At 39.9% G+C, this 22,386-nt stretch carries 13 protein-coding genes; 11 read left to right on the forward strand and 2 right to left on the reverse strand.

Annotation, left to right across the window (positions count from 1 at the left end):
- The first annotated feature begins 138 nt into the window (after positions 1–138).
- The 4 genes from ACIQ0H_RS19045 to ACIQ0H_RS19060 all read left to right on the forward strand — a co-directional run bounded on the left by ACIQ0H_RS19045 (position 139) and on the right by ACIQ0H_RS19060 (position 6,032).
- Positions 139–987 (forward strand): pyridoxamine kinase, encoded by an 849-nt coding sequence (locus tag ACIQ0H_RS19045; protein WP_403418305.1) that lies wholly within the window; start codon positions 139–141, stop codon positions 985–987.
- A 477-nt stretch (positions 988–1,464) separates the two neighbouring features.
- A complete protein-coding gene (locus ACIQ0H_RS19050; protein WP_403418308.1) occupies positions 1,465–2,874 on the forward strand; it encodes a YfcC family protein in 1,410 nt (469 codons plus the stop codon).
- Between the two features lie 515 nt (positions 2,875–3,389).
- Positions 3,390–4,574, forward strand: coding sequence for an AAA family ATPase (locus ACIQ0H_RS19055; protein WP_403418310.1), 1,185 nt, complete (start codon positions 3,390–3,392; stop codon positions 4,572–4,574).
- Between the two features lie 15 nt (positions 4,575–4,589).
- Positions 4,590–6,032, forward strand: a complete 1,443-nt coding sequence (locus ACIQ0H_RS19060; protein WP_403418313.1) for a vWA domain-containing protein — start codon at positions 4,590–4,592, stop codon at positions 6,030–6,032.
- A gap of 368 nt (positions 6,033–6,400) precedes the next feature.
- Here the strand turns inward: ACIQ0H_RS19060 and ACIQ0H_RS19065 are convergent, their stop codons facing one another.
- The gene (locus tag ACIQ0H_RS19065; RefSeq protein WP_403418316.1) at positions 6,401–7,324 is read right to left on the reverse strand and encodes a catalase family peroxidase; all 924 of its coding nucleotides are present in this window, start codon (positions 7,322–7,324) and stop codon (positions 6,401–6,403) included.
- A 176-nt stretch (positions 7,325–7,500) separates the two neighbouring features.
- On the opposite strand from ACIQ0H_RS19065, the gene ACIQ0H_RS19070 reads away from it, so the two are divergent.
- Positions 7,501–7,935 (forward strand): YugN family protein, encoded by a 435-nt coding sequence (locus tag ACIQ0H_RS19070; protein WP_403418318.1) that lies wholly within the window; start codon positions 7,501–7,503, stop codon positions 7,933–7,935.
- Positions 7,936–8,356: 421 nt separating this feature from the next.
- On the opposite strand, the gene pulA is transcribed toward ACIQ0H_RS19070, so the two are convergent.
- The gene (pulA, locus tag ACIQ0H_RS19075; RefSeq protein WP_403418320.1) at positions 8,357–10,480 is read right to left on the reverse strand and encodes a type I pullulanase; all 2,124 of its coding nucleotides are present in this window, start codon (positions 10,478–10,480) and stop codon (positions 8,357–8,359) included.
- A 503-nt stretch (positions 10,481–10,983) separates the two neighbouring features.
- Here pulA and glgB point away from each other — a divergent pair.
- The 6 genes from glgB (at position 10,984) to ACIQ0H_RS19105 (ending at position 22,340) form a co-directional block, all read left to right on the forward strand.
- Positions 10,984–12,903, forward strand: coding sequence for a 1,4-alpha-glucan branching protein GlgB (gene glgB / locus ACIQ0H_RS19080; RefSeq protein WP_403418322.1), 1,920 nt, complete (start codon positions 10,984–10,986; stop codon positions 12,901–12,903).
- Positions 12,903–14,048 carry a glucose-1-phosphate adenylyltransferase gene (locus tag ACIQ0H_RS19085; protein ID WP_403418325.1) on the forward strand — a complete coding sequence of 382 codons (1,146 nt, stop codon included), beginning with the start codon at positions 12,903–12,905 and terminating at the stop codon, positions 14,046–14,048. The genes glgB and ACIQ0H_RS19085 overlap by 1 nt, the downstream gene beginning before the upstream one ends.
- Before the next feature lie 247 nt (positions 14,049–14,295).
- The gene (gene glgD / locus ACIQ0H_RS19090; RefSeq protein WP_403418328.1) at positions 14,296–15,402 is read left to right on the forward strand and encodes a glucose-1-phosphate adenylyltransferase subunit GlgD; all 1,107 of its coding nucleotides are present in this window, start codon (positions 14,296–14,298) and stop codon (positions 15,400–15,402) included.
- 35 nt (positions 15,403–15,437) lie between these two features.
- A complete protein-coding gene (glgA, locus tag ACIQ0H_RS19095) occupies positions 15,438–16,862 on the forward strand; it encodes a glycogen synthase GlgA (RefSeq protein ID WP_403418330.1) in 1,425 nt (474 codons plus the stop codon).
- An 11-nt stretch (positions 16,863–16,873) separates the two neighbouring features.
- Positions 16,874–19,306 carry a glycogen/starch/alpha-glucan phosphorylase gene (locus ACIQ0H_RS19100; protein ID WP_403418333.1) on the forward strand — a complete coding sequence of 811 codons (2,433 nt, stop codon included), beginning with the start codon at positions 16,874–16,876 and terminating at the stop codon, positions 19,304–19,306.
- A 907-nt stretch (positions 19,307–20,213) separates the two neighbouring features.
- Positions 20,214–22,340 (forward strand): ATP-dependent Clp protease ATP-binding subunit, encoded by a 2,127-nt coding sequence (locus ACIQ0H_RS19105; RefSeq protein WP_403418335.1) that lies wholly within the window; start codon positions 20,214–20,216, stop codon positions 22,338–22,340.
- Positions 22,341–22,386 lie beyond the last annotated feature (46 nt).

A 22,386-nucleotide genomic window follows, 5' to 3' on the forward strand; every position in this document is an offset into this window, starting at 1 on the left:
CTTTCGAGGAAGTTTTCAAGGTCAGATTGTGTTTCATTGAAAATACACCTTTCAATTTTAGAAGGTGTATTTTTGCCTTTGTCTACTTGTGTTACGATGAAGAAAGAATAAGTGCCAAAGAGCTAGGGGTAGATAACAATGAAAAAAGTTGCTGTCATTCAAGATATGTCGTCTTTTGGGAAGTGCTCGTTAACGGCTGCGATTCCTGTGTTGTCTGTAATGGGTGTTCAGGCAGTACCATTGCCAACTGCGATTTTAACGGCGCAAACAGATTATCCGAGCTTTTATTGTGAAGATTTAACGTCAAAAATGGACTGTTTTGTTGATGAATGGAGCAAGCTCGGTGCAAGCTTTGATGGCATTCATACAGGTTTCGTGACTGGAAGAGAGCAAATCGATAACTTATTTCAGTTTTTAAACGTGTTTCACTCAAGAGAAACGACGCTGCTTGTCGACCCGGTAATGGGCGATAGTGGTGAAGGGTATAAAATATTTACAAGTGGGTTGCTTGATCGTATGAAAGAACTCGTGAAGTGTGCAGATATTATTACGCCAAATGTGACAGAGTGCTGCTTGCTTACAGGTTTGTCGTATGAGAAGTTAGTGAGCTTTCAAAGCGTCTCGGATTATATTCACGCGCTAGAAGAGGCCGGTTACCAGCTACAGCATGCAACTGGAGCGAAAGTTATTATTACCGGGGTGAATCCGCCGCCAGCTGTTCCAAACAAGCGCTATGTAGGCAATATGTATTTGGATGCAAATCGTTCATTACATAGTCTCCTTGACTACAATGGCGAGAACTATTCCGGAACGGGTGATTTGTTTGCATCTGTCATCATGGGTGGTCATATGCGCGGGCAAGATTCAGTAGAGTCAATGAAGCTTGCGGAGACGTTCTTAGCTGCTGCAATTGAAGCTACGTCTAAACAACAAATTCCAAGTGAGGCAGGCGTAAATTTTGAACAATTTTTGCGGATGTTGCTATAAGGAACTATAAAATTTAACACTAGGGCTTTCCAGAGGTCGGTTTTCACTGACTTTCTGAAAGTCCCTTTGCGCGTTGTTGTTGTTGTTGTTGTTGTTCTTTTGGTTGCCATTCAACTGTTTCGTCTGTGTTCATTTGCAGAAGTCCAAATCATATGTCAAACCTTGATCTGTTCAGATACAGTCTTTTCCTACAATATTCCGCTAGCTCTAACCCCGCAAACGACTTAAACATTAATTAAAGTACCAGCATTCTAAACAATTCCGATATTAGAAAAGCTGATAAGTATTAATCTATGGTAATTAGCATGCATTGTCCTCACGCAATTATGTCCAAGTTTCCAGCATTTTCGTTCTATATAGCTGAAAGTATTGTTTTGACTGTATAGTAAATTCCGAATTGACTTATACCGTTTTTTTGATAGAATTAAATTCTATTACAAATTAACGACTATTTAACGACGGAATGAGGGTGTACGAGTGGGGGAGCAACAAGTAAACGAAAAGAGAAAGAATAGGATACCGCATACATATGCAATAATTTTTATTATCATTATTTTAGCTACAGTCGCTTCGTATTTTGTACCGGCTGGCCAATTCGATAGAGTTGAGGTGGATGGGAAAACGCTTGTGGTTGCTGGTAGCTATGAGGAGATTGAATCTAATCCGGTTAGTTTTTTTGAAATGTTTAAAGCGATTCCAGAGGGAATGTCTAAAGGGTCAACCATCATATTTTACATATTTTTAGTAGGAGGGGCATTTGGCATCATTCGTGAAACGGGTACGATTGAGGCTGGAATCAATAAGGTTGTTCGTAAATTAGAGCGACGTGAAAAACTGTTAATTCCTATTACGATGTTCGTCTTTTCGATTGCAGGGGCAACGACTGGAATGGCAGAAGAAAGTATTATTTTCGTGCCAATTGGAATTGCGATTGCCAGAGCTATTGGCTACGATGCGATTACTGGAACAGCGATGATTAGTTTAGGAGCGGCTAGTGGATTTATAGGAGGGATGATGAATCCGTTCACTGTAGGTGTTGCACAGTCAATGGCGGAGCTACAGTTGTTTAGTGGTATTGCATTCCGTTTTAGTGTATACATATTTATTCTTTCGTTTGCGATTTTTTATGTTATGCGTTATGCAGCTAAAGTGAAAAATGATCCGACAAAAAGTATTGTTTATGATTTAGAATTGAAAAACAAACAGCAAAGAGAGTTAAAAGGGCAGAATATATTGCCGGACTTTACCATTCGTCATGCACTCGTTTTGCTAATTATTGCTGGTGGGTTAAGCATTAATATGTACGGAGTGTTTAACTGGGGCTGGTATTTGACTGAACTAACAGCATCATTCGTCATTGTTGGTTTTGCTGCCGGAATCATTGGTGGATTGAGAATTAATAATATGTTTGATGCTTTTGTGGAAGGCATGAAACTAGTTGCTTTTGGTGCGCTTATTGTTGGTTTTGCACGTGCAATTTTAGTCGTTCTGGAAAACGGATTAATTATTGATACAATGATTAATAGTTTGGCGGCGTTAATTGGTTCATTGCCTAGTACATTGAACGCGGTAGGAATGTTCTTCGTACAAGTAGTTACTAATCTATTCATCCCTTCTGGTAGTGGTCAAGCAGCGACAACGATGCCGATTATGGTTCCTTTAGCAGACTTATTAGGCATTGAACGACAGGTTGCTGTGTTAGCGTTCCAATACGGAGATGGTGTGACCAATTCGATTATTCCTACCTCCGCGGCATTAATGGGCTATCTAGCAATCGCAGGTATCCCATACGAGCGTTGGGTAAAATTTGTTTGGAAACTTATTGTTGGGTGGCTAACGATTACGACAATCGCGTTGATTGTAGCGGTTATGATTGGCCTTAAGTAAGTCCGCGGTACTTACCTGGGACTATGAATCGTAAAGGAAATTAATACAAGAGCAATCCATAAGTCTTTATGACTTGTAGATTGCTCTTGTTTTAATTTAAAACCAATTAAGACAGTATTTGGATTTCGCAACCTTATCCGGCACTATTGAGTAATAGGCTACCCACACTGTATTAAAACGAATCACCTCTTTAATACACAAAACAACATCTCTGAAAACGCCATCAATAAAAATACCACTTAGATCATGATACTTCCGCCAAGGATTGCTCAGTTGCACCTAAATGTTATGAGTATAAGTGCATGGCCAATAAAATGCTACAGTCCTTGTGCCTTCCTGATTAGTGTTTGAACTTGAAATCTTTGTTGTTTCAGATTTAGACACGTCCGGATTGGGAAAGCTAAATAAATTCACATGATCATTTCAATACAAGAGAAGGGGTTAATATTCCAGTTGTCAATTGGAATGCGGTCATCCTTACGACAAAAACGGACAGATGAAAGGATGAAGTTGAAATGCCAAACAACTTTTCGAAACTAAAGGAAATTAAAAATGCGCTGAATGCCAAGTTCTTTGAGCGTGAAAACGTGGTGGAAGCAATCTTGATAGCGATATTATCTCGTCAACACATGCTTATGATTGGTCCGGCTGGTACTGCGAAATCCGCATTATCAGTTGAACTTGCAAATATTGTACAAGGCACACAATACTTTCAATGGCTGCTAACAAGGTTCAGTACACCTGAAGAGCTATTCGGTCCATTATCGCTTAAAGATCTAGAACTAGGTGTGTACAAGCGGAATACGGCTTCAAAAATGCCAGAGGCAAACTTGGTATTTCTTGATGAAATCTTTAAAGCGAACAGTGCCATTTTAAACAGCTTACTAACCCTCATTAATGAAAGGCACTTCTATAATAGCGGGTCACCTGTTCGGGTTCCCTTAATATCTGTCATAGGTGCCTCCAATGAATATCCCGAGGAAGGGGAAGGGCTTGAAGCTCTATTTGACCGTTTCCTTTTGCGATTTGAAATGGACTATATTGCAGATGAAACGAATTTTGTTTCGATGATGAAAGGTGCTGGGCAATATGCGCAAATGCCATCTATGACGATGGATGAATTGGTGCAACTTCAGTTTTCCATGGACATGGTAGCCATTCCTGATGAAGTATATGAGACCCTTTCGAAGATTCGTAACGAGTTGCGGGATGAAGGAATTCGCCCGTCAGATCGGCGGTTCAAGCAGTCTTTAAGCGTTCTACAAGCGAAAGCGTTGATAGACCAAAGGCAAGTCGTAAAGGTAGATGATATTGTCTTCCTTGAAAATGCCCTTTGGGAAAACGTGGATCAAAAAGATGCAGCGTCTTTCATTATTCGTAGCCATGCACAAGATGTTGTGACTCGGACCCTCGATTCCATGCAAATTGAGGCAAAGGAAGTGTTCAATTCCATTCTAAGGGATCACTCGACAGATGCTGCAATGGAAGCTTCTCAAAAAATGAAAGCGTTAGTGGCTGATTTGAATCAGCTTAAAATACACAACCAAAGTCGAGATGCAGATATTGACGCTTTACTTTATAAAGTGAATTCGATGCTTCAAGAAATTATTGACAGTATTATAGAACCGATGGATTTTGATGCTCCACATGAAAAGAAAATCATGGAGAGGGACTCTTATGGCATCTATTTCAAAATGTGAAAGCGGGTGTGCTTCGTGGAGAGAAGTAAATTCCACAATGATAATCGGTCCGTATTGAATACAGATGCATTTGATAAAAGACGTTTCAAAGAAATTTTTGAGATGTCAAAGGGACTTCAGAAGATAAGAGATAAAGGGGTGTTGCAAACGTTCGAACCCTTGCTGGCTGATATTTGGGCTTCCTTATATAAGATGAAACCTGAAATTACGGCAGTCGTCGTAGACAACGATCTTATTATTAATAAATTATTGATGGAAAGAATTATGTCGGATGAATCTTTTGAAAACTTTCGAAGCTTCACTCGTTTAGATGATGTTTCCTCAGCGATTGGCACAATGAAATTCGGAGAGAAGACGAACGAATGGATGGCTGACCAAAAAGCGCAAGATGAGGACCTTCACAAACTAATGCAGGAAATCCATGCAATGTTGGGGCATCTTCAGGAGCAGAAGTGGCAAGAAGGGGCAGAAAAAGACAATCAAACGTTAGAAGAAACTCTTAGGCAAGCGACGGCTAAATTGAATGAAAAGTTAAAACAGACGCTTCGAAACAACAGTCAAAGCTTTTCACAAGCGATGGCTCAAGCCATGCAAGAAACAAAACAGGTGAAAGAGGGGCTAAAATCGTTACTAGGTGGTTCAAGTACGGGGCGAGGTGATGTAGATGTGAAAAAAGTACCTTTACGAGACCAACTAGCATTAGCTGAAAAAATATCTACTGACAAAAAGATGAAGGAAATAGCAGATTGGGCGGGTCGTTTCAAACAAATAGCCCGTAAAAAGCAGAAATCCAAACATAGTGAATCTGTAGAAAGAAGGGGAGTCACGTTAGGGAATGATATGGAGAGGTTGCTCCCGATGGAATTTGCCTTATACATGCACCCTATATCGAAAAAAGATTTCCTTCGTCGCTTAGTGGAAGGCCAGGCTATGCAGTTTAAACAGAAAGGACGTGAGGTATTAGAGAAGGGGCCAATCGTATTTTGTCTAGACCAATCAGGCAGTATGAACAAATTGGATACCCAATCCAAAGGTTTTATTTTAGCCCTTATGTCAATCGCAAGAAAGCAACGAAGGGATTTTTGCTTAATCGTATTCTCGACTCGAACACAGATCTATCAATATAAAAAAGGGAACATGAAAGCTTCTGATATGGTTCGTTTGGCTCGAACCTTTTTAGGTGGAGGTACGAACTTTGCACTTCCACTTGACGAAGCAGTGAACATCATAAATGAAAGTCGTTATAAACAAGCTGATGTTGTTTTTGTGACAGATGGCGAAGATCGAGTAAAGGAATCATTTCTTGAAGCGTTCAATAAGAAGAAGAAAGAGAAATCCTTCAATGTGCTTTCCCTTGTAATCGGTTGCAGTACCGATACGGTTGAACAGTTTTCCGACAAAGTTGTTCAAGTTAAAGATTTTGATGACGAAGGAAGCTTTATCGCATTTGAAATTTAACGAACTACTGAAAGTAATACGGCAAGTAGCTGATTCCTCTTATGGATTCAGCTTTTTAATTGATTGGATACCATTTCTGTTGAATAGAAAAATCCTCCTTTCTAATGTAGGCTTTTAATATCTTTACCCAAAAGATAGAGGATTTGAAACCTAGACTGTGTAACTAACAGATTTGAACTAATGATTCTATATAATCTTCAGCGAAGGCGCCTTACTGGGGTAGCCGAAGCAATAAGACTGACAGTGGTCTTCTGTCCGGCTTATTGCGAGAGGCATCCCCAAGTGCCGAGCCTTTGTTAGTAGGATTCTTTATATCAACAAATATATAGACTGAGTAGTTACCAGACGTACTTAGATACCTTTTTTGTTTACGGAAAATACTGTCTTCGTTTTGCTGATTCTGCATAGGCTTTTGCACGAAAGTGAAGGACCGGGTCATCGGAACAAAGAAGGCCATCAGTGACGATGGTTGGGTCGAATACTTGAGGTTCAGCGTTATCAGCTCGTCTTTCTAGTAGGGTAAGCGTGCCAATACAAATCTTCTCTCGAGTGTCTGGCCACTTTTGTGTGGAATCATCTATCGAATCTCCTGGTTGTGCCAGTTGAATCAGTAGATTGAAACGTACAGGCCCATTCTCCAGACGGGTCAATAATTCATCCTCCATTGCATTTGGATTCGTAGATAATGCTGTGTATTTGGTTGGGGTCTTGCTTTCAACGATAGGCTCCCACTCGAATTTTACAGCATGGCGTTGTTTCTGATCATTGATCAAATAATAAGCATGAATGCTATAGTAGTGTCCTGTTCCAAAGCTTTTCGGTGGTATGATGTTTTTTAAAATTGTAAATGCTGCATGGAAATTAGAATTCTTCTTAAGTGTGGAAAGTCTCTCGGAGAATGAATGTTTATCACTAGTACCTAGTTGCAGTAATTGTATGAATTCCTCAGGTGTTTTCGTAATAAAAACAGGTATGGTGGCCATTGTAAGATTGGTGACTTTGCCTTTGGGTAATTGAAATTGAACTGCCATTCCTTTTACGGGAACTAATTGTTCTGTAGGGTTCGGATTGGATGTGCTATGTGAAAACCGGACGATTGCAGGAGTATCTTGTTGTAATAAGTGAAAAGCAGTTGTATAAGGGGTAGCACAGCCATTTGGAGAGAATGTTGCATCAAAGCCAATTCCTTTTGCATGTGCTCTACGGTAGGCGGGAAACAACCCTGCTCTTTTTTCAATTGTATCAATTGCCTCAATAGCTGAAAGGGGACAGCCATTTTGAACATTGGTCATGGGTAAATCACTCCTATTCATGTTAGGTTTAGAATACCCATTTCAGGATTGTTTAAGCAAAAAATACCTGAAAAGGTGCTACTCCTGTTTGTTATACGTCCCATCAATAATGGTAGTATTTCTCCTTCTGCTTTGGTGAATACTAACTAGGGAATAAATAAAAAGGAGGGAAAGTTATGTTGAAATTGCAATCAGAGCTTGAAGGACAAATGGCTATTTTTGGTGAGGTCAGCAATTGTATTCAAGGGCTCGGCTATCACTTGGGGGGGAATTGGGATTATCATAAAGGATGCTTTGACCATATTTTATGCAACGAAGGGGGGGAAACGATTTATATCCGAATACCTTTTTTCGTCATGGACGGAGAACTTGATCAATATGACACGTTAATAAAGTTTGGAACACCTTACGTGATTAAGCATGTCGTGCATGTCGGTCTAGATAGTGATGAAAGTTCATTGTTAAATGCTACAGGGTTTAGTCAATTCCAACAACCGATTGATACAGACGGGAAAATTATCGATAAAAACCGATGGATCCATGCAGGCGAAGTCGCTGTGAAAGCACTTTTGGATTGTTTATATGCACAGAAGCACCTGAAATCCAGTTAAAGGGAAAATTATTATGTAAAGTGCGATTAGACCGATTACACTAGTCAGCTTGACCTTCAGTGTAGATACTTCATCGAAAAAAATAAAATCAACTATGCGAAGAAATCATTCGCATAGTTGGTTTTATTCATGATACTATTCTCACAAAATCTTCTCTAAAATAAATAAGTTACCTGGTACTGACACAATTCGGAATTGTATCAGTACCAGGCAACTTTTTTTCATTTCATGAAACTCCTCCCTGGCAACTAATGCTGAAGTTCGTTAAATATCACATCAGCAATGGTTTGTTCTGTATCTAGAAGTTCTAAATATGAATCGTGCTACGCAACAAGTTTTCCACCTCTTGTCATATGTAAATCACTATAAAAAATAAAGCACAAAAAGGGTGCCCAAAAGCCAAGCATCTGGGTACCCTTCCTTATTTGATCTCCCGTGATTTCTTAAAGACCACTAACTCGTAAGGATCGATAGAAGTAAATTCACCAATTACTTCCTGTTGGGCTGTGTTCTTTGTAAAATTATTGTTCGCCATAATTCGCCATTTAGCTGATGAAGGTAAGCGCAACGAATAAGATGTGTTTGTTGGATTTATATAGATGGCAAAGTCTTCGTTATCTCCGAGTAATGTGAAGCCAAAAACGGTTGCGGGTGTGTCAACTATATATAATCTCCTTCTAATATCTTGTTTAGACGTAAGGCGAAATACATTATATTTTTTGCGTAGGGTAATGAGCGTTTTGATAAATTCAACATTGTCGTTTTCTACTTCTCTTTTCCGCCAATCTAACTGATTGATCCAATCACCGGAAATATAGCTATTCTCATCGCCTTGTTTCGTTCTAAACCATTCCTGGCCAGCATGGATAAACGGAATCCCTTGGCTTAATAACGTGATACCTGAAGCAAGTTGGTGCATTTTTTTTCGCGTCAATTCGCTGTCTTGGTCATTACTAAGTAGGAGCCGATCCCACAGTGTATGGTTATCGTGGCATTCGACGTAGTTAATCGTTTGGTTCACCTCGGCGACAAATGGTGCACCGAATTCTTCTAAGGCAGTTCCAGATATGAGGTGGGGGAGCCTTTCGATGAAACGACCTTGACCATTTACATAACCCGTATCGTGTTGGTTAAATAACTGGCCTTTCAGTGAATCACGGAAGTAGTCGTTGAAAAATTTGATATTTGTTAATTGGTTGGCGTGCATCGAAGTAGCTTTCTTTTCGGAAGCTAATGCGGTTGGCAGATCCCAACCTTCACCTAACAGCATGATCGGCACTGTTTCTTGTTGGCACCGTTCATGAATTTTGTTCATGGTCTCGATATCGATGGCTCCCATCAAATCAAACCGGAATCCGTCCACATGATATTCATTCAGCCACCAATCAATTGTATCTACTATAAATTTTCTTGCCATTGCTCGCTCGGTTGCAAAATCATTACCTACCCCAGTTCCATTGCTAAGGCTGCCATCATTGTGATATCTAAAGTAATATCCAGGAACAAGTTTTTCAAATGGTGATTCTTCCATGATAAAAACATGATTATAAACGACATCAAGGATAACCGCGATATCTTCTTGATGAAAAGCTTGAATCATTTTTTTACATTCATTGATCCTTGCTACGGGATCATTGGGTGTTATGGAATAACTACCTTCTGGAACTTGAAAGTATAATGGATCGTATCCCCAATTATAAGAAACGTTCGGGCTAGTCTCATCTACGCGTGCAAAATCATTAATGGGTAACAGTTGAACATGCGTGCAACCTAATTCTTTCATATAAGTGAGCGCTGTTGAAAAACCATTTTTAGTGGTTGTAGCGGTTTCTGTCAAACCTAAAAATTTTCCTCGATTAACGACCCCGCTGTCCACTTGATTCGTTGCGTCTCTAACATGTAACTCATAGATAATTGCATCTTGTAAATTTTGAAGTGTTGGCCTGTTCTGCTTGTTAAAGTTAGGCAGGTCCGTTTTAGCAGGGTCTATAATCACGCTTTTTTCACTGTTAGCAAGCATAGCTTTCGCGTAGGGGTCATTCAAACGTTTCGTTTGTCCATTGACAATGACCTGATAATCATAAGTAAAACCATGCCAGTCTCCATCAATCTTTATTTTCCATAGTCCATTATCTTCTCTATTTAACGAGAAACAACGATTATCTAATTGTACCTGTACAGATGTAGCCGTCGGGGCCCAAATAGAAAATGTTGTGGCCGAGTCATCGTAGTCAATCCCTAATGTGGTATTCAAATTGGCATAGTGCTGATCAAACCAATCCGTTCGGACGATGGCCCTAGGATAAATCGGGATCTTTGCTGTGCCCCATAAGAGGTCAAGATTTTCTCCGATTGGCAGTTCTTCTAAAAAAATGATTCTTACGGTGGAATCGGCGATTACTTTTTCCACCTTTGTCAAAAAGTACTTCTCTTGTGCTTCCCAATAAATGACGGGTGGTTCTTCCGTGTTCAGCAATATGGATAGTTCGTTCACGATGACGGTTAACACGTGAACATCATCGATCCAAGCTACATGAGTTTCCACAAAACCAACCCCTTTTCTAATCGTATAGGCTCCAGCGCCCAAATCTCTATTGCCGATACCCAAAACCTCTCCCGCTATTTCCGTTCAAACTAATCTCATCCTAGTATATGTTCTACCCCTATATTTGGAAACTTAACTGGATACCACCTCGAAATGATGAGTTTTTTCTCACATAAAGTTATTGTCATCCTATTTCAATTTTAAACAATTCGATTGAACTTTATGGCTATCGAGTCGAAGGGAAGTCGTTCATTCAGCATTTATCGACAATAAAATTGGTATAAAAAGAAATTTGTAGAAATATTTAAAATTTTTTTACGCAATAATCTGTTAACATAGAATTTGGCGCACCCTTACCAAAATACGGTTTCTGCGATCCGTATGGTGCTGCTTAGGAATATGAAAGTTGTGTTTTCTATAGCCAGCTATACCAAAGAAGAAATAGTCATATTCATTTACTTTCATGAATATAATCATAATTGGCTCAAGAAAGGAGTCAGTACGTGTACTACGATATTTCAGAACAGGATATATTTTTGTTTCACCAAGGTACTAATTATCATAGCCACCAATTACTAGGTTGCCATTTGATTGAATGGGAAGGTACGCAAGGTTATCGATTTGTCGTGTGGGCACCTAATGCCAAAGAAATCCATGTAGTGGGTGACTTTAATCATTGGAAAGGCAAATTACACGCATTAACGAGAATCACGAACGAAGGGTTATGGATTGGTTTTTATACGGACATTCCTGAAAACATCCCTTATAAATATCAAATTGTATCGAAGAATGGTCAAGTGCTAATGAAAGCAGACCCATATGCTCTACAATCTGAGCTTCGGCCTGAAACGGCATCTTTAACCCCGATTCTATCCGAATTTGAGTGGAGTGATACTGATTGGCAAGAAGAAAAGAAGACATTTGATGTGTATACATCACCCGTATCGATTTATGAAGTTCATCTAGGCTCTTGGAAAACAAAAGAAGATGGTGAATTTTATTCATATCGTGAACTTGCTGATCAATTGATTCCTTATGTAAAGTCGCTTGGCTATACACATATTGAATTACTCCCACTTGCGGAGCATCCATTTGATCTGTCATGGGGGTATCAAATAACGGGCTATTTTGCTGTCACGTCACGTTATGGTCCACGTGATGAATTTAAATACTTTGTTGACCAGTGCCATCAACAGGACATCGGTGTCATTATGGACTGGGTTCCTGGTCACTTTTGTAAGGATGCTTTTGCACTGCGTCAATTTGATGGGGAGCCCTTATACGAATATGCCGATCCGCGTAAAGCTGAAAAAAAAATGTGGGGCACATTAACCTTCGACTTTGGGCGACCTGAAGTACAAAGTTTTTTAATCTCTAATGCGCTTTTTTGGCTGGAAGAATACCATATCGATGGGATTCGTGTTGATGCAGTAGCGAGTATGCTCTATCTTAACTTCGATAAATCAGAAGATAAGGATAAAATCTACAATTCATACGGTGGAGATGAAAATCTGGAAGCGTATGCCTTTATTCGAAAATTAAATGAAGTTATTTTTTCATATGATCCTGGCGCGATGATGATGGCTGAAGATAGTTCAGATTTGCCACTTGTTACGGCTCCTACATATGCAGGAGGGCTTGGTTTTAATTTCAAATGGAATATGGGCTGGATGAACGACATGCTTTCCTATATGGAAGCTGATCCAGTTTACCGCAAATGGCATCATAATTTACTTACTTTTTCATTTATGTATGCGCATAAGGAAAATTTTCTACTACCCCTGTCACATGATGAAGTTGTTCATGGCAAAAAGTCATTGCTCGATAAAATGCCTGGTGACCAATGGCAGCAGTTTGCAAATCTTAGATTGCTCTATGGTTATATGATGGCGCATCCCGGTAAAAAGTTATTATTTATGGGAGGTGAGCTAGCACAGTACGCTGAATGGAAGGATCAAGAACAATTGGATTGGCATCTATTGGATTATCCTCTCCATCAAGCGATGTTTAACTATGTAAAAGCGCTCAATCATTTCTATCTGGAATATCCAGAACTTTATGAATTAGACCACGACTCCGAAGGGTTTGAGTGGATTGATCCTCATAATATCGATCAAAGTGTGATTGCTTTCCGCAGACGTAGTACAAGCCCAGGAGATGAACTTATTATTGTCTGCAATTTTACGCCGAATGTTTGTTTTGACTATAAAATTGGCGTGCCAACTCCTGGGACTTATCAAGAAGTCTTTAATTCAGATGCTGTTCAATTTGGGGGATCTGGACAGGTAAGCGATGCTGACCACTTTAGTATCCCGAAAAAATGGCACACATTGTCACAGCATATAAAAATAAAGGTACCCCCTTTAGCTATGACGATTTTTAAATGCAAAAAAATAACGGAATGTATCGAGGAGGCTAATTAATGAAAGATTGTGTAGGCATGCTGTTGGCTGGCGGAGAAGGGAAACGTTTAGGTGAATTAACGAATAACTTAGCGAAGCCAGCAGTGCACTTTGGTGGTAAGTATCGAATTATTGACTTCACGTTAAGTAACTGTGCAAATTCGGGGATTCAGACATTGGGCGTAATGACTCAATATTCACCACTCGAATTAAATAAGCATATTGGGAATGGTAAACCGTGGAATTTGAATCGGCAACATACAGGTGTGACGATACTTTCCCCTTATACAGCGAAAAACGGAGGAGACTGGTATTCTGGTACCGCCGATGCAATCTATCAAAACATTCATTTTATCGACCGACATGACCCCGAATATGTCCTCGTCATTTCGGGTGATCATATTTATCAAATGGACTATTCAAAAATGCTGGATAATCATAAAAAAACGGGCGCTGATGTGACCATTTCTGCAATCCCGGTGGCTTGGGAAGAAGCGCCACGCTTTGGAATCTTGAATACGACCGAGAACATGCGAATCTACGAGTTTGATGAAAAACCGGAAAAACCAAAAAATAACCTAGCATCGATGGGTGTTTATATATTTTCATGGGCAATGTTAAGATCCTATTTATTGAAGGATGCAGAAAATAGTCACTCCAGTCATGATTTCGGAAAGGATATTATTCCAGCGATGCTGAATGATCGTCTTCGCTTGTATGCTTATCGTTTTGAAGGTTACTGGAAGGATGTCGGTACAATCGAAAGCTATTGGGAAGCCAATATGGACTTGCTCGATAAAGATTGGAGTCAATTATTAAACAATGCCAACTGGAGAATATACACCAACGAAACGAACATCCCACCAGAGTATATCGGTGAAACGGCAGTTGTGAAGCATTCATTGATCAATTCGGGGTGTTGGGTATGTGGAACAGTGGACAGTTCCGTATTATTTGAAAATGTAGTGGTTCACCCAGATAGCATGATTAAACAATCCATCTTGTACCCAGGCGTGGAGGTAGGGAAGAACTCGATTTTAGAACGCGTGATTGTAATGGAAAACACAAAAATTCCTGAAGGAACACAGATTAGCGTCGGTCTTGATGAAGAGCCGCGCGTGATTAATCAACAAACACTGAAGGGGATTTTAGCATTAAGTTATTAGGACTATCGATGTTGAATTTGTGATTCCCACCTAATTTCCAACGGAGGCGCCTTACTGGGGTAGCCGAAGCGATAAGACAAAGGAGCGATGCAGTTCAATCGCTCACCAATAGTGGTTTTCTATTAGGCTTATCGCGGGAGGCATCAGGGAAGGATGCAGTTCAATCCTTCCTCCCCCAAGCGCCGTAGCGGATTTGAAGGGAATCTTTATTTCAACTTAACTAGACAATTTAAGGGGGCAAAGATCGATGAACACAATGATGGGTCTTATTAATCTGGAACACGAGCATCACTTTTTTCATGAATTAACTTATTTTCGTAGTGGTGCCGCAATTCCTTTTGCGGGTCGTTATCGTTTGATTGATTTCCCACTTTCCAATATGAGGAATTCTGATGTAGAGTCAGTAGCGATTTTCACCCGCAATAAATATAGATCCTTAATGGACCATCTTCAAACAGGTGATAGCTGGGAGATGGACGAGCGGAATGGAGGTTTGTTTATTCTGCCACCGGACTGGAACGACCCATCTGATATTTCCAAAGGCGATTTGAGCTTTTTTCACAATAACCGTGATTACTTTGATCGTGGAAAGTCTTCCTATGTGCTGATTAGCGGAAGTCAATTTATCTCAAATACCAATTATCAAGAGGCATTTAAAAGTCATCTGGATAATAAAGCAGATGTAACGCTGATTTCTACTCATGTCGAGACGTTAAATACAGAACATGATTCTGCTTTTCGTATAGAAGCAGACGAAGATGGACGGGTTACTACGATCACAAATGATAAGGAAAATAAAAACCTTTTCACAGGTGTTTATATCATAAACAAAGACTTATTAATGACGCTAGTTGATAAATGTATCGCACATCACCAAGATCATTTCTTTGTAAATGGAATTAAAGAAAATCTTGCTGAGTTAAAGGTTCAAACGTTTAAGAACAACGGGTATGGTGTGTTTATGAATTCAATCGAGAGTTTTTATCGGCATAATATGAATCTATTATCCGAGGGAAATTATCAGGCACTGTTTTATAAACAACCCTTTATTAAAACAAAAGTTGGGAATCAGCCACCTACGAAATATCGAAATGAAGCGAGTGTCAAAAAATCAATTCTGGCAAATGGTTGTATCATTGCTGGCGAGGTAGAGGGCAGTGTATTGTTCCGAGGTGTAACTGTAGAAGAAGGCGCCACGATAAAAAACTCGATTATCATGCAACGTTGTACGATTGAAGCAGGTGTCTATTTGGAGAATGTGATATTAGATAAAGACGTTCATGTGACCGCAAATCAAAAATTAATCGGATCGAAGGATAAACCCTATGTCGTTGCCAAGAGACAAGTCATGTAAATTAAGAAATCGTGGGTGGAAAGGAAAGATTTCATATGAGAAACGTATTATTTGTAGCTTCGGAATGTACACCATTTATTAAAACCGGTGGATTAGCAGATGTGATTGGGTCACTTCCACAAGCATTAAAAGAGAATGAACGAATCGAGGTGCGCGTGATTCTTCCGCTGTATGATGAAATACCAGAAGAATGGCGAACTCAAATGGAGTTTCAAATGAGTTTCAACGTACCACTAGGGTGGCGTAATTCGGAAGCAAGTATTTATTCATTAGAATATAACAATATCATCTATTACTTTGTCTCAAATGAGTATTATTTCACCCGTAAAGGGGTATACGGGTATTATGATGACGGTGAAAGGTTTTTGTTTTTTAGCCGTGCTGTTATTGAAGCCTTAACGCATCTAGATTTTAAACCAGACGTACTCCACGCACATGATTGGCAAGCGGGTATGGCGGTTGCGCTTGCTAAAATTATTCAGCCAATTGCCGATTTGAAAACGGTCATGACCATTCATAATATTAAGTACCAAGGGCTAATGCCAATTGACATTTATGAGGATTTCTTTGATCTATCACGTGAGCATATCGGTGGTTTTGAATGGAATGGGATGTTGAATTGTTTAAAAAGTGGTTTGTTTCATGCCGATAAAATCACAACCGTTAGTCCTAGTTATGGAGAAGAAATAAAAGATCCTTATTATGGTGAGGATCTACATCCATTTCTTGTGGAGCGGTCTGCTGATTTAAGCGGTGTGCTGAATGGTATTGATACCAAAGAATATAATCCACAAACGGATCCGGCAATTGCAGTTAAATACCGTTCTTCAAGAGCTAAAAAGAAGGAAAATAAAATGATACTCCAAAAGAAACTAGGATTGCCGATTGCCGCTGAAAAGCCCCTTTATGTGATTATAACTCGTCTTGTTGAACAAAAAGGGCTGCATCTTGTTCAACATATTTTAGATGATTTTCTACATGAGGATGTTCAATTCATTATCTTAGGAACTGGCGATGAAGAATTTGAAACGTATTTTGCGGAAGCGGCTAATTATCATGCAAACAAAGTTGTGACATTATTGGCTTTTGATGAAGGAGTGGCGCGACAATTATATGCAAGTGCCGATTTCTTTGTAATGCCATCAAAGTTTGAACCTTGTGGATTAGCTCAACTCATTGCCTTACAGTACAAAACGGTACCCATTGTGCGGGAGACAGGGGGACTGAAAGATACAGTTCTACCGTTTAACGAAATAACGGGTGAAGGAAATGGATTTAGTTTTACAAATTACAATGCAGATGATTTATTGGCCACCCTACGCTATTCTCTAAGAATTTATCACGATTCTCATCAGTGGTCAGTGTTGAGTAAAAATGTGAATAAAAGTCAGTTCAGCTGGCAGGATTCAGCGCGGGATTATGCGACGATATATGACCAGTTATTGACAATATATGTATAGGGGGCAGAATTTTGCTTGAACTAACTGTGGATGAGTTCAAAAAACGGATCATAAGCAAATTACAAGCAGAAAACGGAATAGAAGTAGCGGATGCGACTGGTAAAGATATGTTTTATGTAATTGCTTCAATCGTCAATGAAGAGATCTTACCGCATTGGCAATCGACTCAAAAAAAATATAACGAGAAAAGCTGTAAACAAGTTTACTATTTATCGATGGAGTTTTTAGTTGGCAGTTTACTTGAAAGTAACCTGCTTAATTGTGGCATGCTTGAACAGTCAAATGAGGCGCTAAAGCAGTTAGGGTTCGACCCTGATCACATTTATGCCCATGAGCATGATGCAGGTTTAGGGAATGGCGGCTTGGGTAGGTTAGCGGCCTGCTTTCTTGATTCATTAGCCTCACTTAAATATCCAGGACACGGTTTCGGAATAAGATATCGCTATGGTTTATTTGAACAGCGAATTATCCATGGTAACCAGATTGAACTTCCAGATTATTGGTTAAAGGATCAGTACGCTTGGGAAACGCGGAAAGAGGACGAAGCTATTTGCATTCATTTTCACGGAGACGTACATATGTTTCAGCGGAATGATGGAAATATCGAATTTAAACACACGAACACAGATAAAGTCATGGCAATCCCTTATGATATTCCTGTTGTTGGCTATAAAAATGAAGTGATCAATACACTTCGTCTTTGGAGTGCAGAATCAGTAGGACTAGATCGGGATGATTCATCCGAAGAAGGGATGCACTATTACCATGACCTTGATCACAAGCATTCGATTGAGCAAATTTCCGGTTATTTATATCCGGATGATTCGAAGTATGAAGGAAAAGAGTTGCGCTTAAAGCAACAATACTTTCTTGTTTCTTCCAGTATACAAAGTATCATTAAGGACTTTAAAAAGAATCATCAAAAATCGTTAAAGTATTTACCTGAAAAAGTGGTTATTCAAGTGAATGATACTCACCCAACGCTAGCAATCCCTGAACTAATGAGAATACTTATGGATGAAGAGCATTTCGGTTGGGACGCCGCCTGGGAAGTTACGACAAAAGTAATTGCTTACACGAATCACACAACATTGAGTGAAGCACTTGAAACTTGGCCAAAAGGAATGATGGAGCATTTGCTTCCACGTATTTATATGATTATTAATGAAATTAACGAGAGATTTTGTCAAGGACTCTGGTTTGATCATCAGGACCTGAGAGAGAAAATTCCGGAGCTAGCCATTATCGCTGATGAGCAGATCCACATGGCGCGGCTCGCAGTAGTAGGCAGCTTCAGTGTAAATGGTGTCGCGCAAATTCATACGGATATTTTAAAGAAAAAGGAAATGAAGAATTTTTATGAATTGTTCCCAGATCGTTTTAATAATAAGACGAACGGGATCACCCATCGCCGTTGGCTGTTACAAGCAAATCCTAAATTGTCGGGACTTATCACGGAGTCCATTGGTCCGCAGTGGATACAACGCCCTAAACAGCTAATCAGCTTATTAAAGTACTCGAAGGATGCTGCATTTTTAGAGAAGTTTGATCAAGTGAAGCATGACAATAAGCGAATATTAGCTGACCTCATTCATGACCGTACGGGGATTTTAGTGGATGATCAATCCATTTTTGATGTACAAATTAAACGGCTTCATGAATACAAGCGTCAGTTGCTTAACATTTTCCACATTATTTATTTATACAATGAATTAAAAGAAAATCCAAATCTAAATATGATTCCCCGCACGTTTATTTTCGGGGCAAAGGCGGCACCAAGCTACCATTTAGCGAAAGAAGTCATCAAGCTTATTAATAAGGTGGCCTCGATTGTCAATCATGACGCGGGTATTCAAGGTAAGTTGAAAGTTGTTTTTTTAGAAAATTATAATGTCAGCCTTGCTGAAAAAATCATACCGGCAGCCGATATTAGTGAACAGATATCGACTGCGAGTAAAGAGGCATCAGGTACCGGAAACATGAAAATGATGATGAACGGCGCTTTAACCATTGGTACGCTAGATGGTGCAAATGTTGAAATTAAAGAGGCCGTTGGCAGTGAAAATATTTTCATTTTCGGTTTGAAAGCGGATGAGGTATTGAATTACTATCAACATGGCGGTTATAATGCTACAGATATTTACAATACGGACGACAGGGTTAGCCGGATTTTGAATCAATTAAATCACGGTGAATTTGGATCGCATGAAATTGAGTTTAAGGATATTTATTACAATATTCTATCTCAAAATGATCCCTATTTTGTCTTGAAAGATTTTGAGCCTTATCTTGAAACCCAAGAGTTGGTGGAGCAGACGTACCGTGATAAATTGGCTTGGCTCCATAAGAGTGTTACGAATGTCGCTCATTCAGGAAAGTTCTCCAGCGACCGGACAATTCAAGATTATGCGACAGAAATCTGGAAGTTAAAAAAACAGGTTTGAAGCAACTTTAACCGTAGTGTAAAGGGTTTTCGAATCTATGTTGATGCTTCTATAAAAGCTGACTCTCAAAAGGAGTTAAGCTTTTTTTTTATTACTTAGGTACATGAATTGTTTCAAAATTTTCTATTTGGGTATCTATCTAATAAACTCATCTTTATCAATATAGATTTAAATAGGATACTCCATCAACACCGCTCGGCTCTTGGGGATGCCTCCCGCAATGAGCCAGACAGAAAACCACTGTCAGTCTCATTGCTTCGGCTACCCCAGTAGACGCCTTCGCTGGAGATTATGGAAAAATCATAAGTTGTATAGAAAGTAGTAGATCCCAATGATGAAAGTGAAACAGAAAGTATCAGGCCACTTCTGTACAATTGAAGGGGCTACACAATTTGCCCAAATCCGCGGATTTATTTCCACACTTCGCAAACAAGAATGCGATATCCTATCCTCGCTAGTCTCTATTGTTCGTGGAGAATTCTCTTTTAAAATAGACCCCATAGCAGTAGTAGTTGAACCCATGATTTTATCAAATCTACAGCGAAGGCGCCTAACAGGGGTAGCCGAAGTGATAAGACTGACAGTGACCTTCTGTCCGGCTTATCACGGGAGGCATCCCCTAGCGCAGAGCGGCGTAGAATGGATTATTTATGTCAAATTAGATACCTTTTTTTTATTAAAGGGCTAGGCAATCAACCAGACATTATTATATGAACGAACCAATTCGCTGCTGCTACTGATTTTGTATGAAGTCAATATAGTTAACATAACCCAATGGCTGATTGTAGTCATTTAACAAACAGCAAAACCCAAGCATCTAACTTGAAAGTCAATAAAGGTCAGTATATAATATGGTCAAAGGTTAAATATAGTCAAAGTCAAATGATCATATGAAGGAGGAACACATATGAAATGTCAACATTGTGGTACAAACGACGCGACGATGAGTTTGAGACTTCAGGTGAATCATCAAGGGATGCAAATTCATCTTTGTCACACGTGTTTTCAAGATATCCAAGGCCAATTGACTGCAGGGAAAATGCCGTCATTTAGCAATGATGCCCAGTATTTTTCTCAAGCAAACGGCAGTCCACAAGCAAGAACACAAACCAGACAAGCTGAGGAACAACCTGGCAATGGTTTGTTGGACCAACTTGGTAAAAATATCTCTGATGATGCCAAGGAAGAGCGGATTGACCCCGTCATTGGACGTGATCAAGAAGTGAAGCGAGTTATTGAAACATTAAATAGAAGAAATAAAAATAATCCGGTGTTAATCGGGGAACCGGGTGTCGGTAAAACAGCCATCGCCGAGGGCCTTGCTGTGAAAATCCACGAGGGCGATGTACCCGCGAAACTGATGAATAAACAAGTGTATTTGTTAGATGTCGCTTCTCTCGTCACGAATACGGGTATCCGCGGGCAGTTTGAAGAGCGAATGAAGCAATTGATCGAAGAATTGCAGACGCGCAAAGATGTCATTCTTTTCATCGATGAAATTCACTTGCTTGTGGGTGCGGGTACTGCAGAAGGCTCGCAAATGGATGCTGGTAATCTGTTGAAACCTGCATTAGCACGAGGCGGCTTACAGCTTATCGGCGCAACGACGTTGAAAGAATATCGTCAAATCGAAAAGGATGCTGCACTAGAGCGCCGATTCCAACCTATTATTGTGAAGGAACCGTCTGCAGAAGATACGATTCAAATTCTGAACGGCATTAAAGATCGTTATGAGAATTTCCATGAAGTACGCTATCCCGATGAAGCAGTTCAAGCTTTTGTCACCTTATCACAGCGTTATATTCAAGATCGATTTTTGCCAGATAAAGCAATCGACTTGATGGATGAAGTAGGGGCACGCTTAAATCTGACACATACGTCAGCTGATTCGGAGGCAATTGCCACACGTCTAAATGAAGTCATTCAACAAAAGGAACAGGCGGCAGAAAAGGAAGACTACGAGAAAGCGGCAAATTTACGTTTTGAGGAAATCCAATTACGTAAACAATTGGACAAAGCGAAACAGAACGGAGACGCTCCGCAAATGGAAGTGACGGTTGCGGATATCGCGTTGATTGTAGAAGAAAAGACGGGGATTCCTGTGACAAAACTCCAAGCAGCTGAACAGGCGAAAATGAATGGAATCGCCAAAAGTCTTGGTGAAAAAGTGATTGGACAACAAGATGCGGTCGATAAAATTGCCAAAGCGATTCGTCGTAGTCGAGCAGGACTGAAATCGAAAGACCGTCCGATTGGCTCCTTCTTATTCGTTGGTCCGACAGGTGTTGGTAAAACGGAGATTACAAAAGTGCTGGCAGAAGAACTATTTGGTTCACGCGACACGTTAATGCGTCTCGACATGAGTGAATATATGGAGAAACATTCGGTCTCTAAAATTATCGGTTCACCCCCAGGTTATGTAGGGCATGAAGAAGCCGGTCAATTGACGGAACGTGTTCGCCGCAATCCGTATTCCATTTTACTGTTGGATGAGATTGAAAAAGCGCATCCAGACGTTCAAAATATGTTCCTGCAAATTATGGAAGATGGTCGACTAACGGATTCGCATGGCCGAACAGTTAGCTTCAAAGATACGGTCATCATTATGACCAGTAACGCAGGCACGGGTGAGAAGAAAGTCAGTGTCGGGTTCAATCAACCCGTACATGAATCGGTCAGCATGCTGGAAACACTAGGGAACTATTTCAAACCGGAATTTCTCAACCGTTTCGATGCGATTGTTCCATTCAATGAATTAACAGAAGATAATTTACTTGAAATCGTGGACTTGATGCTTGTGGATTTACAAGCAACCATTGAAGAAAATGCGATTGATATTACGACTTCTTCGGAAGCAAAACGAGCATTGGTCAAACTAGGTTACGACAAACGGTTCGGAGCTCGACCATTGCGTAGAGTCATTCAAGACAAAATTGAGGATCCATTAACGGATCTTATATTGGAAGAAGAAAACGTTGGAAAAGTCCATGTCGATGTTGTGGAAGGAGAGATTGTTGTACGTATCGTATCATAAAATTAAGCACCCCACTGAAGATTTTTCAGTGGGGTGCTTTGCTGAT

The sequence above is a fragment of the Sporosarcina sp. NPDC096371 genome, from assembly GCF_044762865.1.
GTDB lineage: Bacteria > Bacillota > Bacilli > Bacillales_A > Planococcaceae > Sporosarcina.

Excerpts from the sequence above, each read along its gene's own strand:
- ACIQ0H_RS19045 (WP_403418305.1), top strand. The coding sequence starts at position 139 with ATGAAAAAAGTTGCTGTCATTCAAGATATGTCGTCTTTTGGGAAGTGC.
- ACIQ0H_RS19055 (WP_403418310.1), top strand. The coding sequence starts at position 3,390 with ATGCCAAACAACTTTTCGAAACTAAAGGAAATTAAAAATGCGCTGAAT.
- ACIQ0H_RS19065 (WP_403418316.1), bottom strand. The coding sequence starts at position 7,324 with ATGACCAATGTTCAAAATGGCTGTCCCCTTTCAGCTATTGAGGCAATT.
- ACIQ0H_RS19070 (WP_403418318.1), top strand. The coding sequence starts at position 7,501 with ATGTTGAAATTGCAATCAGAGCTTGAAGGACAAATGGCTATTTTTGGT.
- ACIQ0H_RS19085 (WP_403418325.1), top strand. The coding sequence starts at position 12,903 with ATGAAAGATTGTGTAGGCATGCTGTTGGCTGGCGGAGAAGGGAAACGT.
- glgD (WP_403418328.1), top strand. The coding sequence starts at position 14,296 with ATGAACACAATGATGGGTCTTATTAATCTGGAACACGAGCATCACTTT.
- glgA (WP_403418330.1), top strand. The coding sequence starts at position 15,438 with ATGAGAAACGTATTATTTGTAGCTTCGGAATGTACACCATTTATTAAA.
- ACIQ0H_RS19105 (WP_403418335.1), top strand. The coding sequence starts at position 20,214 with ATGAAATGTCAACATTGTGGTACAAACGACGCGACGATGAGTTTGAGA.